At 36.8% G+C, this 15,690-nt stretch carries 15 protein-coding genes; 2 read left to right on the top strand and 13 right to left on the bottom strand.

What is annotated here, in order from left to right:
* From ABH942_RS02460 to ABH942_RS02450, 3 genes are read right to left on the bottom strand one after another with little or no spacing between them, the layout of a single operon-like run.
* The gene (locus ABH942_RS02460) at positions 1 to 3,498 is read right to left on the bottom strand and encodes a PAS domain S-box protein (protein WP_370029413.1); all 3,498 of its coding nucleotides are present in this window, start codon (positions 3,496 to 3,498) and stop codon (positions 1 to 3) included.
* A gap of 6 nt (positions 3,499 to 3,504) precedes the next feature.
* The gene (locus ABH942_RS02455) at positions 3,505 to 3,933 is read right to left on the bottom strand and encodes a response regulator (RefSeq protein ID WP_370029412.1); all 429 of its coding nucleotides are present in this window, start codon (positions 3,931 to 3,933) and stop codon (positions 3,505 to 3,507) included.
* A gap of 43 nt (positions 3,934 to 3,976) precedes the next feature.
* Complete coding sequence (locus tag ABH942_RS02450; RefSeq protein ID WP_370029411.1) at positions 3,977 to 5,320, bottom strand: ATP-binding protein; 1,344 nt, start codon at positions 5,318 to 5,320, stop codon at positions 3,977 to 3,979.
* 189 nt (positions 5,321 to 5,509) lie between these two features.
* Between ABH942_RS02450 and typA the strand changes: the two genes are divergently transcribed.
* On the top strand, positions 5,510 to 7,306 hold the full coding sequence (typA, locus tag ABH942_RS02445; protein WP_370029410.1) for a translational GTPase TypA: 1,797 nt from the start codon (positions 5,510 to 5,512) through the stop codon (positions 7,304 to 7,306).
* 75 nt (positions 7,307 to 7,381) lie between these two features.
* On the opposite strand, the gene ABH942_RS02440 is transcribed toward typA, so the two are convergent.
* The 10 genes from ABH942_RS02440 to ABH942_RS02395 form a co-directional block, all read right to left on the bottom strand.
* Positions 7,382 to 7,927: a dihydrofolate reductase family protein gene (locus ABH942_RS02440; protein WP_370029409.1), complete on the bottom strand. Its 546-nt coding sequence runs from the start codon at positions 7,925 to 7,927 to the stop codon at positions 7,382 to 7,384.
* Positions 7,928 to 8,296: 369 nt separating this feature from the next.
* The gene (locus ABH942_RS02435; protein ID WP_370029408.1) at positions 8,297 to 8,683 is read right to left on the bottom strand and encodes a VOC family protein; all 387 of its coding nucleotides are present in this window, start codon (positions 8,681 to 8,683) and stop codon (positions 8,297 to 8,299) included.
* Positions 8,684 to 8,926: 243 nt separating this feature from the next.
* Positions 8,927 to 9,289 (bottom strand): rhodanese-like domain-containing protein, encoded by a 363-nt coding sequence (locus ABH942_RS02430; protein WP_370029407.1) that lies wholly within the window; start codon positions 9,287 to 9,289, stop codon positions 8,927 to 8,929.
* Entirely contained in the window at positions 9,286 to 9,588 is a 303-nt protein-coding gene (locus tag ABH942_RS02425) for a DUF3817 domain-containing protein (protein WP_370029406.1), read from the bottom strand. Before ABH942_RS02425 ends, ABH942_RS02430 begins: the two co-directional genes overlap by 4 nt.
* A gap of 1 nt (position 9,589) precedes the next feature.
* Entirely contained in the window at positions 9,590 to 10,048 is a 459-nt protein-coding gene (locus tag ABH942_RS02420) for a hypothetical protein (protein ID WP_370029405.1), read from the bottom strand.
* A 78-nt stretch (positions 10,049 to 10,126) separates the two neighbouring features.
* On the bottom strand, positions 10,127 to 10,717 hold the full coding sequence (locus tag ABH942_RS02415; protein WP_370029404.1) for a TetR/AcrR family transcriptional regulator: 591 nt from the start codon (positions 10,715 to 10,717) through the stop codon (positions 10,127 to 10,129).
* 210 nt (positions 10,718 to 10,927) lie between these two features.
* Entirely contained in the window at positions 10,928 to 12,055 is a 1,128-nt protein-coding gene (locus ABH942_RS02410) for an agmatine/peptidylarginine deiminase (RefSeq protein WP_370029403.1), read from the bottom strand.
* A gap of 127 nt (positions 12,056 to 12,182) precedes the next feature.
* Positions 12,183 to 12,677, bottom strand: coding sequence for a hypothetical protein (locus ABH942_RS02405; RefSeq protein ID WP_370029402.1), 495 nt, complete (start codon positions 12,675 to 12,677; stop codon positions 12,183 to 12,185).
* A 177-nt stretch (positions 12,678 to 12,854) separates the two neighbouring features.
* Positions 12,855 to 13,379 carry an N-acetyltransferase family protein gene (locus tag ABH942_RS02400; protein WP_370029401.1) on the bottom strand — a complete coding sequence of 175 codons (525 nt, stop codon included), beginning with the start codon at positions 13,377 to 13,379 and terminating at the stop codon, positions 12,855 to 12,857.
* A 2-nt stretch (positions 13,380 to 13,381) separates the two neighbouring features.
* Positions 13,382 to 14,779, bottom strand: coding sequence for a hypothetical protein (locus tag ABH942_RS02395; RefSeq protein ID WP_370029400.1), 1,398 nt, complete (start codon positions 14,777 to 14,779; stop codon positions 13,382 to 13,384).
* A 348-nt stretch (positions 14,780 to 15,127) separates the two neighbouring features.
* Here ABH942_RS02395 and ABH942_RS02390 point away from each other — a divergent pair, with 348 nt between their 5' ends.
* Positions 15,128 to 15,661, top strand: a complete 534-nt coding sequence (locus tag ABH942_RS02390) for a GNAT family N-acetyltransferase (RefSeq protein WP_370029435.1) — start codon at positions 15,128 to 15,130, stop codon at positions 15,659 to 15,661.
* Positions 15,662 to 15,690: the final 29 nt, after the last annotated feature.

Raw genomic sequence — 15,690 nt, 5'->3', positions numbered from 1 at the left:
TTATTCCTTTTTGAATGTTAATGTAAACTTAGTTCCTTTATTTACTTGGCTTTGAACATCAATTGTCCCTCCCATTGTTTCAACTTGTGATTTGACAAGGTATAAACCAAGTCCTTTGCTGTCCGGATAGTTATGGAATCGTTGGTAGAGACCGAAAATCTTGTCTCTATTTCGTTCAATATCGATTCCAATTCCGTTGTCTTCAAAGGTAAGAATTGTCTTATCAACTTTCTCCTTTGTAGCTATAGTTATTTTTAATTTTTTTGCAGGATCTCTATATTTTATGGCGTTTGTAAGCAAATTTAACATGATACTTTCCAGATAAGCCTTATTCATGTTTGAAAGGGAGTCGTTTTCAAGGTTGATTTTTAAAATCGGCTGATGCAGATTTATAAGATAACTCAGCTGGTCAAAAACAGTTTCAAATACTTCACTGAAAAGGACTTCTTCTTTTTGAATGGATGGATTGTCTTTGATGATGACAACTTTTACAAGGTCGTTTATAGTCTCATTTAGGAGATGGGTAGACTTTGTAAAACCATTCAATATCAGTTTGAGGTCGTCATTTTCAATAGGAATGTCTTCAATTAAGTTCAAAAGTCCAGTCAGATTCGATAGCGGAGCCCTGAGGTTATGAGATGTTATATAAGAGAATTGTTTTAAATCTTTGTTGTTTTGCGTTAATTCTCGAATGAGTTGTTCGCGTTCTTTTTCCTGTCTTTTCAGTAGGGTAATGTCTCTCTGTATGGAAATCCAGTGAGAAAGCTGCCCTTCCTTGTTTGTAATCGGAATCATTGAAAAGCTGACCCAATATTCTTCGCCATCTTTTTTGTAGCTGATGGTTTCAATCTGGGTTTCTTCTTCATTTTTAATGGCTGCAACGAGCTTTTTTAATTCGGATTCATCAGAATTTTTACCTCTAAATAGTAATGGTGATTTTCCAATAACTTCGGATGCTTTATAGCCGGACATTTCAGTAAAAGCCTGGTTGGCAAAAATGATTTTTGGGATAGAAGTTTCTGAAGTGTCGTTATCTGTAATTATTACCGCATCTTTGGCTTGCGTAATTACGGTTTCCAGAAGTTTTAGTCGCTGTTCTTCTTCTTTTTGTTTGGTTACATCTTGCATGGAACCGATCATTCGGATTGGTTTTCCATCGCTGTTTTTAATCAGGAAGCCCCGGTCAAAGACGTGCTTGTAGGTGCCGTCAACACATTTAAAACGGTATTCGTCTTGCCATTTTTCAACCTTTTTCTCAAGGAAATTATAGAGTTTTACCGATACTCTAAGGCTGTCTTCCGGATGGATTCTGTCAAACCACCATTTTGACGTATCGCCAACTTCTTCTTTTTTATATCCAAAAACACTTCGAATTCCCTTATTCCATTGGAAATCGTCTTCTTGTATTTTCCAATCCCATATGGTGTCGCTGGTTGCTTTCGCTACAATATCATAGCGATCAATAGCTTCTTTCAGTTCTTCGCCAGCTCTTCTGTTTTCAATCAATACTCCTACGAGGTTTGCAATCCTTTCGAGAAGATAAATCTCGTTTTGGCTTGGTACTCTATTGGTTTTGTAATAAGTGACAAAACTAGCCAGACTTGATCCATCCGTCTTTCTGATTGGAATAGACCAGCAGGATTTTAAGCCGTTAGCTATAGCAGCCGGAGCAAAATTTTTACAAAGCGGTTCTTTTTCGATGTTGGAAATAAAAGCATTTTCATTTTTGAAAATACTTCTTTTTGAATCGAGGTCATTTATGGAATCGATATAGCCCTTTGGAAGCGAATTGCCTACAAAGTGTTTTATCTTATGGTTTTTGATTTCTATGATAGAGCATAGGGCATCCGGCATCAAAATCTCGATGTTTTGGATCACTTTTTCCAAAACTTCTTTTAGCGATTTATTAGGTTCGGCATTGAGCTTATAAGTGTCTTTCTCAAATGCGAGTATAGTTTCCTGGAATTTACGTGTCGTAATGTCCTGTAAGGCGCCTATTTTTTTAACTTGTTTCCCGTCTTCCCAAATCAGGTCAAAACGGTCTAAAACATGTGCATAAGTATCGTCCTGCTTTCGGAAACGATATTCAATTTCGTGATGCGATCCGGAAGAGTTTTCTTGTATGGCTGCAATTTTTTCCCTTACATCATCCCTTTCCTCAGGATGAAGCCGTGATACCCAAAAATCCAAATCCAGATATTGCTGATCCTTAAAATCAAACCCAAATAGCTTTTGGTAATTAGAACCTGCAATGTATATTTTTTTTGTTTCGGCATCAAATTCATAAATCGCATCGCTTGTTGCTTTGGCAATAGCTTCATACCGAAGATCGCTTTCTTTGATTTTTAGCTCATTTTCAATTCTTTCGGTTACGTCGCGGGCATTGAGCACAATTCCGTTAACTGCCGCATTGTCTCTCATGTCGATGACATTGGCTTCAAGCCATCGCCATTCGTTATTTATTTCGATATACCGGAAAGGGCGGGTGGCAAGGCGTTTTTCGCTTTTCAATCGGGAAAATTCCTGCCTAAAGTCTTCCATTTCTTCGGGATGGAGCTGGTCAAAGGCATTAACTCCGATATAATCGTCAGGATTTATTCCGTAATTGGTCTGGACATTTGGACTGATATAAGTGAATACGCCATCGGTGTCGAGAATAGCAATCAATTCTGAACCGTCTTGAACCAAGGCTTTGAAACGCTGTTCCGTCAATTCGTTTTCTTTTTCAGTTTTCAGCCTTTGGGTGACATCGGTCACTAAAACAAGGCGGGCTCTTTTTCCATTGAAATTGATTTCATTCCCTTGAGTGATGACATCAATTATTACTCCGTTTTTTGTGATGTGTTTGAAAGACATTTCCATGAACTTTCCTTCTTCTCTCAGCGATTTGACTAAGGCTAATGCTTTTTCAGAATCGTCTTTGGCAACAACAGAGTAGGCCTCCAGGTTTAGAAACTCTTCTTTGGTATAGCCGTATTTTCTCATCGCTGCATCATTGGCATCCAAAAAACGAAGCGTTTCAATATCATAGACTAATTTTGGCAGCGGACTGTATTGGAAAATATCCTTGTATTTCTTTTCGGAATCGCTGAGCTTTTGCGCTATTTTCTTGCGCTCGATATTGTAGAGTATCGTTTTGAAAAGCAAAGAAGCATTCAGATCTTCTTTCTGCAGATAGTCTGAAACTCCATACGAAAGCGATTTGATGCTAAATTCCTTGTCCGAAAAGCCCGTCAGAATAATAATCGGAATATCTCGGGATATCGGAATGATCTCATTAAAAAGCCTTTCGCCTTCTGCATCGGGAAGAATGAGGTCTAAAAAAATAATATCTATTTTTTCTTCCGTATTCAGAAATTTCTTGGCTTCTTTGAGATTCCGCGCCTCATAAAAAACAGGATTGCGAAATTCCTCTTTTATATAATCTTTAATCAGCACCAGATCGCCCTGATTGTCTTCGATTATTAAAAAGTGAATACCTTCTTTTTGAAACGTCATCGGTTACTATTTTTTAGGCAATTGAACCATAGATAACCAGAATTCTTCAATTGCGGTTATCATTTCCAGAAAATTATGGGCTTCGATAGGTTTTGTTATAAAGCAATTTACGTGGTTTTGATAACTCTTGAGTATGTTGCTTTCAGATGACGATGTCGTTAGCATAATTACAGGTATATGTTGAATTTGGGGATTCGATTTTATTCTGGACGAAACTTCATGACCGTTTAATTTAGGGAGGTTTATATCCAGAAGTATGAGGTCTGGTAGTATTGCATTTTTATAAACTCCCTTTTTTTCTAAAAACTGTATGGCTTCCCATCCGTCTTTTACTACTGAAACTTCTTTTCCTATACTGCCATGGCTGAGCGCTTCTCTTATGAGCAGAATATCGCCTTCATTGTCTTCAATCAATAAAATAACAATTGATTCCATGGGGCACAGATTAGAATTTAACAAATATAATAAAACTATTCACTTATTTACTTACTGTAAAATAAAATGTGCTTCCCTGAGCTTCTTCTGATTCTACCCAGATTTTGCCGCCTTGGGCCTCGATAATTTTTTTACAGATTGCCAACCCAATTCCTGTTCCTGAATACTCGTGTTTGGCATGGAGTCTTTGGAAAATAACAAATATTTTTTCGCTAAACATCGGGTCTATACCAATACCGTTGTCCTTAACTAAAAATAACCAATGGTCTCCCAAATCCTGATGTGCTATTTCAATTTCCGGTGGTTCAGATGGACTGTGATATTTCAGCGCATTGCTGATTAGATTCTGGAAAACCAGCTGGATAGGAGTTTTGCGATTTTGGATGGTTGGCAGATGGCTCCATTTTATGACTGCGTTACTTTCTTTTATAAAAACTTCATGATAGTTGGTCACTTCTTCTATCAGGATATTAAGGTCGATTGTTTCGATGGTCTGGTCAAATTTTCCAACTCTGGAATATTCCAAAAGGTCGAGAATGAGATTGCGCATTCTGTGAGCGCCATCTACAGCATAATGAATGTATTCTTTGCCTTTATCGTCAAGATTGTCGCTGTATTTTCTTTGAATTTCTGACAAAAATCGCGTTATCATTCGCAAGGGTTCCTGAAGATCGTGAGAAGCTATATAGGCAAATTGTTCCAGCTCAGCATTGGAAACAGCGAGTTCTTCCATTCTTTTGTTGATTTGAAGATTGAGTTCTTTGAGCTGTTCTTCATTGATTTTTCTTTCGGAAATGTCTTCCAGAGAACCTATCATGCGGATGGGTTTTCCTTTTTTGTTGAATAAAATATATCCTCTATCGTAAATATGGCGGATACTACCAGATTCTGTAATAATGCGGTATTCGTCTGACCATTTCTCCTTGTTAGAGGTTTCTACGAACTTATTGAACTTTTGTAGAACACGTTCCTTGTCCTCAGGATGGATTTTGTCAGTCCACCAGGTGTTGTGGTTTTCAAGATTTGGATAACCAAAGATTTTGGTAAGAGATTCGCCCCAGCTGACTTTGTCTTTTTTAAAATCCCAATCCCAGATAATATTGTTGGTCGCTTTGGTTACCACGGTATATCTTTTATTGGAAAGAGTAAGTTCTTCTGTAATGTTTTTTAGTCTGCTCAGGTACTTTTGATTTTTGTTTTCGTATTTCCGGAGCATAACCCAGAAGATAATTCCTGAAGCAATAATAAACCCGATACCTTTGAGTGTCTGGAATAGGACGCTATCACCATTAAAGCCAAAATAGGCAAATGAACGGTCGCTGATTAAAATCCATACGATTCCAATCACAAGATAGATTGAGATTATTTTATTAGAAGGTTTATACATGGGGTAGTGTTCTTCTTTGTAAAGATAAAGAAAACTCTTTTTGTTCAGATTATTTATGTTAAAAAATCAAGATATGTTCTAATTCTGGAACTTTAAGTTACTAGCTTATTATGAATAAGTTAAGTCCTTTGAAAAAAACATTTTTTATGTCAAAATAATGTGTAAATTTGCACCTTGAAAAAAAATCAGATGGAATCTATCAGAAACATTGCAATTATTGCCCACGTCGATCACGGTAAGACTACTTTGGTTGATAAAATTATGTACCATTGTCAGCTTTTCCGCGAAAATGAAAATACGGGAGACCTAATTCTTGATAATAACGATTTGGAGCGTGAGAGAGGTATTACTATTACTTCTAAAAACGTTTCTGTTGTTTATAAAGGAACAAAAATCAATATTATCGATACTCCAGGTCACGCGGATTTTGGAGGCGAAGTAGAGCGTGTCTTGAATATGGCCGATGGAGTTTGCCTTTTGGTAGATGCTTTTGAAGGACCTATGCCGCAAACTCGTTTCGTATTGCAAAAAGCAATCGATCTTGGATTGAAGCCTTGCGTGGTAATCAATAAAGTAGACAAGGAAAACTGTACACCTGAAGAGGTTCACGAAAAAGTTTTTGACTTGATGTTTGAACTTGGCGCTACTGAAGAGCAATTGGATTTCCCAACTGTTTATGGTTCTGCGAAAAACAACTGGATGTCTGACGACTGGAAAAACCAGACGGAGAACATCGAGCCACTATTGGATATGGTTATCAAAAACGTACCAGCTCCAAAAGTTTCTGAAGGAACACCACAAATGTTGATTACATCTTTAGATTTCTCTTCTTTTACAGGTCGTATTGCTATTGGTCGTTTGGAAAGAGGTGTATTGAAAGAAGGAATGCCTATTTCTTTGGTAAAAAGAGATGGTAAGATTATAAAATCACGTATCAAGGAACTTCATACATTTGAAGGACTAGGACGTAAAAAAGTAGAAACAGTAATTGCAGGAGATATCTGTGCAATTGTAGGAATCGAAGGATTTGAAATTGGTGATACTGTTGCCGATTTTGAAAACCCGGAAGCATTGCAGACTATTGCAATCGATGAGCCTACAATGAGTATGTTGTTCACAATCAACGATTCTCCTTTCTTTGGAAAAGAAGGAAAATTTGTTACATCTCGACACATCAGAGATCGTCTGACAAAAGAGTTGGAGAAAAACTTAGCCATGAAAGTGGGTGAAACAGATTCTGCTGATAAGTTCATGGTTTTCGGACGTGGTGTACTACACTTGTCTGTTCTTATCGAAACGATGAGAAGAGAAGGTTATGAATTACAAATTGGTCAGCCGCAAGTTATCATCAAAGAAATTGATGGTGTGAAATGTGAGCCGATTGAGGAATTGACAATTGACCTTCCAGAGAATCTTTCAGGAAGAGCAGTTGAATTCGTATCAGTACGTAAAGGTGAAATGCTTTCTATGGAAGGAAAAGGAGAAAGAATGGTAGTGAAATTCAATATTCCTTCTCGTGGAATCATTGGATTGAGAAACCAATTATTGACTGCTACTGCTGGTGAGGCTATCATGGCACACCGTTTCATAGGATATGAGCCATACAAAGGAGAAATTCCTGGAAGAAATAACGGTTCATTAATTTCTATGGAAAATGGTAAAGCAATTCCTTATTCTATCGATAAATTACAAGACCGTGGTAAATTCTTCGTTGATCCAAACGAGGATATCTACGAAGGACAAGTTATTGGTGAAAACACACGTAGCGATGATATGACTGTGAACGTAACCAAGACTAAAAAACTTTCTAACGTACGTTCTTCCGGAGCTGATGACAAGGCAAGAATTATTCCTGCGATCAAGTTTTCATTGGAAGAAGCTCTTGAATACATCCAGAAAGATGAGTATGTTGAGGTAACGCCAAAATCGTTGCGTTTGAGAAAGATTTATTTATCTGAAACAGACAGAAAGCGTTTTAAATTCTAATTCGTATTTCTTTATATACAAAAAAGCCATTCTGAAAAGAATGGCTTTTTTTATTATGAGATTGTGGTTTTTATTTCATTGGGCCGGTTCGTAGATTAGTTGCACGACACCAGAACGAAAAGTGTTGGTTTTGATAAGTTTTAATTGTACTCGTTCTTCAAGGTATTCAAATAAGGGTTTTCCACTGCCTAAGGCTACCGGATGTACGGATATTCTATACGTGTCAATAAGTTTTAATCGGATAAAACTTTTAATGAGCCCCGCACCGCCATACAACCAGATATCTTTACCGCTTTGTTGTTTGATCTCGGCTACTTTTTTGGCTATATCAGAACTTATAAAGGTAGCATTTGGATCTTGTCGCTCCTGACTAGAGAATACAAACTTATTTTTTGAATGAACATCTTCCCATAGTTTTTGCTCTATAGCACTGGCTTTGGTTTCCGGCTGATAATTGCCCCAGGCATCATAGCTAGTCCGGCCGTAGAATATGGTGTCTATATTGGCAAGAAAGCCGTCAAAGTCCATATCGTCATCCATAATACACCAGTCGATTTCTCCATTTGGGCCTTCAATAAACCCATCAAGTGTTACCGCCAGATCTAAAATTACTTTTTTCATTGATTGTTTGTTTTGATTGAAGTTACTGGCAAACAGATAGCTTTCTCAGCTATTATATCTGTACGCCTCATTTTTTCATAGCCAAACAAACATACTAAAACAAAGCAAAAGGAGTGAAGGTTATTTAGGACAAATTGTTTTCGAAGGCGATATTTACATTGATTGAGCAGCCTATCTTAATTGTCGTTGAATGGCTATTGTGAAGTTTGTATCAAATGATAGATAAAGATAGGCTTAGAAAATCTCTCTAAGACTTTTTTGCGCCTCTGCGTCTTTGCGTGAAAATAATTGCTCGCAAAGGCGCAGAGGCGCAAAGAATAAACTTATTGAAATGGATTTTAGTGTAAAGATTCTGGCGTCCAATGATTTTTACATATAAAATACATTGAATTTATGTCCATCAGGATCTGAAAAAACAAAACCATAATATCCTTCACCAAATTCTTCTGCTTGGGAAATAATGGCCCCTCCTGCTTTTTTAACTTCTTCCTGCCACTGATTGACTTCTTCTTTACTTTCTGCAGAAAGCGTGAATATTATTTCATTCCCCGATTTTGGATCGGTTAGCTCTATTTTAGTATTGGATTTAAGAATCTCTTTTAAAAAGAAATGAATTATAAAGTTGTCATCGCCAACCCTAAAGCTGGTAAGTTCTTTAGAAGCTCCATTAGGTTTAAAACCTAATTGGGTATAAAACTTGGTCGTACGTTCTAAATCTTCTACACCCAGATTTGCCCAGATTTTTCTTGTTTTCATAAAACGTTGTGTTTAATTTACAGATAGTGTATAACAAATTTACAGTAATGGATTGAATTTTATATTGTTATAACCCGATATAACTACAGTAGCGGATTTTATTTTGCCACAGATTAGAAAGATTACACGAATTCAAGAAGCCGCCCTACCTCTAAAAATAATACGAAAAGAATGTTTTATCTGCTGTCACTTTTAAAATAAACACACAGGCTTAGAACCTCAAAACCTTAGTATCTTAGCACCTTAGTGCCTTAAAAAAACACTTTCCTGCAAATCGTTCCAGGCTCCTCCATTGTATACTTTTTTAAATCCTTTTTCTTTCAGGATATTTTCGGCTTTGACACTGCGAAGACCATGAGAGCATACGGTTATATAGGTTTTTGAGGTATCAAGCTCGACGTATCGATTACGGATTTCTCCTAATGATATATTAAGCGAGCCTTCTATATGGCCCATATCGAATTCGTTTTGGGTGCGTACGTCAAGAATAATGGCTCCTTCAGATAAAAGCTGGTCCAGACCTTTATCTAAAGTATAAATCCTGTAGATACGGTATCCGATATAAATCAATACTAATACTCGAATAATGATGATGATCCGTTTCATATTTTGCTTAGTATTTTACGATCTATATAAAATGTGCCGAAAGGAATAATACAGGCCAGCATGACTTTGTAGGTAGTTTTCCTGAACTTCCATTGCTGCTCAACTCCAACACTCACGGTATTGACAATAAAAAGCAGAAACAAAGCACCGTGGATTGGGCCCATTATTTTTGAAAGTGAAGGATTTTCGGCTGCATATTTTAAAGGCACGGCTATAAAAAGAAGAATGAGTAGGGAAAGGCCTTCAATATATCCGAGAAGTCGGAGGCGTCCGATTGGAGTTTTTAGTAATGTTTGCATATTATCTGAAATAAGGTCTGTTTGCAAAAGGAGAAAATGGCCAGGGTATAGCGATAAGAATTAGGAGTAAAGCCAGGCCATACCAGATGAGTATAGTCTTGAATTTTTCGTTATCCACAGTTTTTCTTTTTGCCATGGCAGAACCAATGGTAATGACGATTACTGCAATTAGCATGAGTGTGCTGTGAATCAATCCGAAAAATAGCAAATCGAAATTTTCTTTGGCAGTGCTGAAATTTTTAAGAAAGTATTTGATAATCGGACTCTGGAAGTATAAGGTTATTCCAACCATAAGTTGGAGATGGGCTATAGTGGCTGTCCAGTGCCGAATGGCATTGTCTGTTTTTGTAAAGGCTGTTTTTTGTGAATATCCTCGATATGCTTTGTAAAGGGAAATAATCAGGCTGATTAAGACAAACCAACGCAAGGTAGAATGCAGAAAAGTAAGGGTTTGGTACATAGTATAAAAGACTATTTGTTTGGCAGAAACAAAAGTAAATAAAAAACATACTAATTAGTATGTTTTTGGATAAAAAAATTATCTCAAACTTTCGAGGTAATCTTTGAGCTGTTTTAGATAGACAAGATAAACAGATTTGCTATTGCTAAGTTTGCCGATATTTCGGATGCCCCAATAGCCGGACATGATAAAAATAGCGACCTGGTCTGCTTTTACATCTGAACGGATGTTTCCGTCTTTCTTTCCGTTTTCAATACAGTTAATGATAGCCTCTTTCCATTCTGATGACAGGTCGTTTAGTGCTTTAGTAAATTCAGTATTCCAGGGAGCCATTTCCTGAGTAAGATTAGAAGCAGGACAACCATATTCTACTTTAAGGATTTCATTGTCCATCAGTATTTCATACATCATATCATAGATGGTCTGAATCGAATCCCCGTCAGATGTCAACGGTTTTAGGAATGTATTTTCAAACGAAGGCTTTAATAATTCGTTGATAATGGCAATACCCATTTCATCTTTGTTTTTAAAATGGTAATAAAAAGCTCCTTTTGTAACAGCGGTTGTAGCCAGAATCTCATCGATACTGGTCGTTAGATAGCCTTTTTCGTAAATCAGCTCAAAGGCTTTTTGGAGGATATTCAGCCGTGTGATTGCCGCTTTTTTCATGTTTGGAGTTCTGTTCTTTTAAACAAAGTAAGAGATTATTTGGAGTTTGTGCAATTTCAGCAGAATTTTAATAATATTCGTAAGGTGTTGGTTAGATTTAGTGTGAGCAGGAATAGGAGTAGGAATAGGAGGTTTTTCATAAAGTCATAAAGGAATGGTAATGAAATACATTTTCTTATCAATGAGTTTAAAAATCAGAATATTGACTATTTAATCCACAGGCTGTTGTTGCGTTACACAATGTACCATTCCTCCATTCTCATAAAGATTCCTCACGTCAATTCCTACAACGGTTCTCGTTGGATAAAGTGATTGGATAATGCTATTTGCAACTGTATCGTTTGGGTCGTTGTAATTGGGCACTAATACCTTATTGTTAGCAATATAGTAATTGATATAGGAGCCTTTGTAACCTAAGCTGGTTCCGTCTGTTTTTTTGACATTATTTTGGGTTAAGGGTACTTTTACAAACGTATAAGGAGTGCCGTTCTTGTTTTTGGCGGCATAGAGCTTGGTAATGTCGCTTTGCTTTACATCATAATCTAACAGGTCGTTTTGCTGCATGGTGACTATAGTAGATGCATTTCCAAATCGGGCAAATCCGTCAATGTGTTGGTCGGTAAGATCAAGCCCGGCCTGACCATCAAGCCAGATAAAATTTGTTACACCAATATATTTCTTAAAAATAGTTTCGGCTTGTGCTTGTGTCATATTCGGATTTCGATTGGCGTTGAGTATTGAACTTTTACAAGCCATCAAAGTACCGTTTCCATCAATTTCGATACTGCCACCTTCATTTATCATAAGCGAATTTATATCTACATAGGGCTTGCCTTGATCTGAAGCAATTTTAGAAGGTATGACATTGCAGTTTGCAAATTGAATAGGCAATCCGGATGTTTCGTCTGTTTTTTGTCCCCAGCCATTAAAGCCCCAATCCTGTATTACCAACTTTCCGCTTTTGTCACGGGCATAAATTGGCCCGTTGTCTCTTACCCAAACATCATCTGTTTTATAAATCCTGAAATCTATGTTGGCTAGCGGAATTCCTGCATTGTTCAATAGATTGGTAATCCTGTTTTTCTCTGTTTCGTTGTAAGCAATGATATGTACTTTTTCGCTTGTTACCAACGCCTGAGTCATAGCCACCCAGGTTGGATCTAAGCTATTTCTATAAGCAACGCCATATTGATAATGATGCGGCCATTGAAGCCAGGTACCTTCATGCGGTTCACTTTCTTCAGGCATAGTATAGAGTGTCTCAGTTTCCTGGGGATTTTGTTCGTCGTTGCTATTGCAAGAACTAAAAGCGGCTATTATCATAAGTAAAGTCAGCATTTTATTCATAGGTTTATAGTGGACAGCTTATAATGGATAGTTTATAGTGGATAGTTTATAGTGAACATTACTAAGATTATATAAGATGGTTTTATTTTATTGATATAATTCATAATAGGTTTAAAATTTAAAAAGGTTCATCACGCTCAAGAAGCCACGCAGTAGTGTCTTTTATTCCTTTGATTCTTTCTTCTGAGAATGGTATTATTTCTTTGTCAAAGCAAGAAATCAGCGCATAGATTGTGGCATTTTCAAATGGTCTTTTCATTGTAGACGTTATATCAAATGCGATATCGTTAATCTCAAAAGTGAGATACATTGATTCGCCTTTGAGTGCCGACATATATTTGATAAAGGAGGACAAGGCATCCTGGATTTCCAACTTATAATTTATAGTTTCTATAGCGATAGGATAGTCAGGGATATTCCAGATTACTTCATTTTCGCTATACTCGTTTTGTTTGTTAAAGTACATTTTTAGCTCTAAATAGCCAATGCTATGATGCTTGCTGTATAGTGCTTTGCCAACCAATGGTTCTAAATCCCATTCTAGTATTTTTGCATTTACTTTGTGAAGCAGGCTATAGGTAAATGGATTTATTCGTAAAGATGTTACTTTCATTTTTAATTGTTTTTGGTGACAGGAAAGCTATATCAAAAGATGTTCCAAAACCGTATGCAATTTTTGCTTTGCGACTTAGCGCCTTTGCGAGCAATTTTCACGCAAAGGTGCTAAGTCGCAAAATTTTGTTGGAAAAACAATTAAAAATAAACATTTTTTACCTATTCTTTTATTCCGCTAATTTTTTAGTTGTAGCTTCATCATTATATCTGTCTGCTCCTCATCGCCTAATCTAAAAATATGCTTGTCAAACTCTACAAAGCCGTTCTTTTTATAGAAAGCAATGGCCCGGGGATTTTCTTCCCATACGCCTAGCCAAACATAATTGGCTTTTGTTTTTGTTGCTATCTGTATGGCTTTATCGTAAAGTAATTGGCCGACTTTCTTTCCATGGAATTCTTTAAGTACATAAATCCTTTCAATTTCAAGCGCCTTGTCGTCTTTTAATTCGGTTTGCGATTCTCCGAAGTTAAGTTTCAGGTATCCGATTACGGTATCTTCTTCCAACGCAAAATAAAATTCCGAGTTGGTATTGCTGAGTTCTGAATGTAGTTTTTCTGTTGAAAATCCGTTGTCCAGATACTCTTTCATATTTTCTTCGGTATTACTTTCGGCGAATGTCTCGAAAAAGGTCTGCCGTCCAATTTTTTGCAATTGGTCGATATCGCTTAAGGTTACTTTTCTTAATAGAATGTTTTCCATGTTTATTGAATGAGTTTGTTTGGGAAACGCTTATTCATCATTTCTTCAACTGTTGATTTATGACGATTGATGATAAATAGTTTGGTATTGTCCGGAAGGTTAAAGATTTCGATAAATTCTGCCTTTGGGTTTAGTTTTTTGTTTTTGAGTACTTCAAAATTGTTTTTTAGCAGGTTGAGTTTTTGTTCGTGGTCTTGCGAAACGACAAATACTTTTGTTATAGGCATGTCTGCTGCTTTTTCAATTTCTATCGCATTGACGGGAGCGCCCATTCTGTTATTTGAATATTTACGAAAGTTTCTCCTGAAATAAGACCAGTCATTAGGAGTGTCGGCTATAATGTATCGGTAAGCAAATAGGTTTAAAAGTTCATTATTCCATTGCGGAAATTGAGTGTCGTAAGTGTTTACATAAGCCTTTACGAATGCTTCGTCCATTGGTTTTTTATCTTCGATATATTTTTTTAGTACCGGATAAATTGCCTTTGCCATTTCAGATACATATTTATTGGCATACCATTCGCCTCCGTCTGCTTTTTTATTGATTTGTTCAATCACATATCCATTGCCTAATGCGGTTGCCAATACCTCGTTCATCAGCAATAGGGCGTATTGGCTGTTAGGTGATTTTGTATCGTTAAACCATTTTTGCACATTTGTTTTCATCTGGAGCGATTGGTTGTCATAAACGATATGGTATATTTCGTGGATGGCAACGCTAAAGAATGAAACATGGTCTTTAAGATCTAATGAGGCTTCGCAGACAGCAACATTGATAAAAGCTCTAGCTCCCAAATTGCCTCTATCTAACGAAGGTAAAAGGTTGAGTTCGAATGGAATGTTTTTATCCCAGGTGGTATTATAGAATGTAAGCCCGGTCTGGAAAAAGTTGGCAAACTGCTTGTTTTTTACATAGTTCTGTAAGTTGTTCTTCTGGACTTCAAGAGCTGCTTTGTTGGGTTCGAAAATGAGTTCGCGGTATATGGGCAGGAAATTTTCCAGGATTTCAGAAAATGGAGATAAATATTCGTTTGGGATAAGACCTATGGATTTATTCCTGAAGTCTGTAACCGTTTGACTTATGGCCAGATTTCTTTCCATCATATCACGCGACATCATTCCTATTTTTAGAGGCGATGGATATTGAGTAAAAGCATAGGTATAATCAATTGGCAGCTGTTCAAAATCTGAAATCTGTTTTTTGAATGCTTCGGTATTGTATTTTGATTTTGAAAAAATGGATTTTAATTCATTATCAGGATAGTTGTCTGATATTTTTGTGATGAAATCATAGACGGCATAAGGTTCTGAATAGTTCAACTTAAATTCTACGGGTTGTTGAGCGAAAAGGGTGAGGGTGCTTGTTGCAAAAACAAAAAGCAATGTGAGCATTTTTTTCATTCGATATGTTTTTTGATTGTTGATGATACGCCATTATAATAGCGCTTTTGCTAAGATAAAAGTTTTTTCAGATGAAAATAGTTGAGGTTGAAAAATTAAGAGAAGATTAGGTCTTTTTTAGATAGTATAGCACCGAGAAGGTTCTTATCTTTACAAGATGATTATTTCTGCTACTATATCCGCATAATGCACGGCCTTCGACCTGGTGTCGGGAGTTGTGCTTGTTACTTATAATCGGGCAAATTCTTGCTCGATGTTTTTCGTATTTATCTATATTTATTAAAAAGTTTGACAATGGCTATGGTTTTATACCACAGGCTGGCAGTCAGAAATTATACATCTATGACAATGAACATCACTATAAGAAAAGAAGAGAAAAAGGATTTTAAAACAGTTTTTAACCTGGTTGAAAGAGCTTTTGAAAAGGAATTGATGAGCGATCATAAAGAACAGGAACTGGTAGAGCGTTTGAGAAATTCGGAAGCATTTGTACCGGAACTGTCTTTGGTTGCTGAAATTGGAAAGCAGATTGTGGGTTATGTATTGCTTACAAAAATTCAAATCGTGAATGAAACTTTTGAAACGGAATCGTTAGCGATGGCTCCTGTAGCCGTTTTGCCAGAATTCCAAGGAAAAGGAGTTGGTGCACGGTTGATTGAATCGGCTCATAAAAAAGCTAAGGAGCTAGGTTTTGGTTCTGTAGTTTTATTAGGGCATGAAGGTTATTATCCACGGTTTGGCTATGAAATGGCAAAAGACTACGGAATACGCCTGCCTTTTGAAGTTCCTGATGAAAACTGTATGGTCATCGAACTGGTTCAAGGTACGTTGAAGTATGCTAACGGCACAGTGAGATATCCAAAAGAGTTTGGAATTGAATAGCAAAAAGCCTGTCCAATTTGGACAGGCTT

Source organism: Flavobacterium sp. 28YEA47A (genome assembly GCF_041262125.1).
In the GTDB taxonomy this organism is placed as follows: Bacteria; Bacteroidota; Bacteroidia; order Flavobacteriales; family Flavobacteriaceae; genus Flavobacterium.
The sequence above is the reverse complement of the archived record's forward strand: the minus strand, read 5'-3'. Positions and strand labels throughout refer to the sequence as shown.

What these genes read in the sequence shown, in the direction of transcription:
- ABH942_RS02460 (WP_370029413.1), bottom strand. Translation starts at nt 3,498, where the DNA reads ATGACGTTTCAAAAAGAAGGTATTCACTTTTTAATAATCGAAGACAAT.
- ABH942_RS02455 (WP_370029412.1), bottom strand. Translation starts at nt 3,933, where the DNA reads ATGGAATCAATTGTTATTTTATTGATTGAAGACAATGAAGGCGATATT.
- ABH942_RS02450 (WP_370029411.1), bottom strand. Translation starts at nt 5,320, where the DNA reads ATGTATAAACCTTCTAATAAAATAATCTCAATCTATCTTGTGATTGGA.
- typA (WP_370029410.1), top strand. Translation starts at nt 5,510, where the DNA reads ATGGAATCTATCAGAAACATTGCAATTATTGCCCACGTCGATCACGGT.
- ABH942_RS02440 (WP_370029409.1), bottom strand. Translation starts at nt 7,927, where the DNA reads ATGAAAAAAGTAATTTTAGATCTGGCGGTAACACTTGATGGGTTTATT.
- ABH942_RS02435 (WP_370029408.1), bottom strand. Translation starts at nt 8,683, where the DNA reads ATGAAAACAAGAAAAATCTGGGCAAATCTGGGTGTAGAAGATTTAGAA.
- ABH942_RS02430 (WP_370029407.1), bottom strand. Translation starts at nt 9,289, where the DNA reads ATGAAACGGATCATCATCATTATTCGAGTATTAGTATTGATTTATATC.
- ABH942_RS02425 (WP_370029406.1), bottom strand. Translation starts at nt 9,588, where the DNA reads ATGCAAACATTACTAAAAACTCCAATCGGACGCCTCCGACTTCTCGGA.
- ABH942_RS02420 (WP_370029405.1), bottom strand. Translation starts at nt 10,048, where the DNA reads ATGTACCAAACCCTTACTTTTCTGCATTCTACCTTGCGTTGGTTTGTC.
- ABH942_RS02415 (WP_370029404.1), bottom strand. Translation starts at nt 10,717, where the DNA reads ATGAAAAAAGCGGCAATCACACGGCTGAATATCCTCCAAAAAGCCTTT.
- ABH942_RS02410 (WP_370029403.1), bottom strand. Translation starts at nt 12,055, where the DNA reads ATGCTGACTTTACTTATGATAATAGCCGCTTTTAGTTCTTGCAATAGC.
- ABH942_RS02405 (WP_370029402.1), bottom strand. Translation starts at nt 12,677, where the DNA reads ATGAAAGTAACATCTTTACGAATAAATCCATTTACCTATAGCCTGCTT.
- ABH942_RS02400 (WP_370029401.1), bottom strand. Translation starts at nt 13,379, where the DNA reads ATGGAAAACATTCTATTAAGAAAAGTAACCTTAAGCGATATCGACCAA.
- ABH942_RS02395 (WP_370029400.1), bottom strand. Translation starts at nt 14,779, where the DNA reads ATGAAAAAAATGCTCACATTGCTTTTTGTTTTTGCAACAAGCACCCTC.
- ABH942_RS02390 (WP_370029435.1), top strand. Translation starts at nt 15,128, where the DNA reads ATGAACATCACTATAAGAAAAGAAGAGAAAAAGGATTTTAAAACAGTT.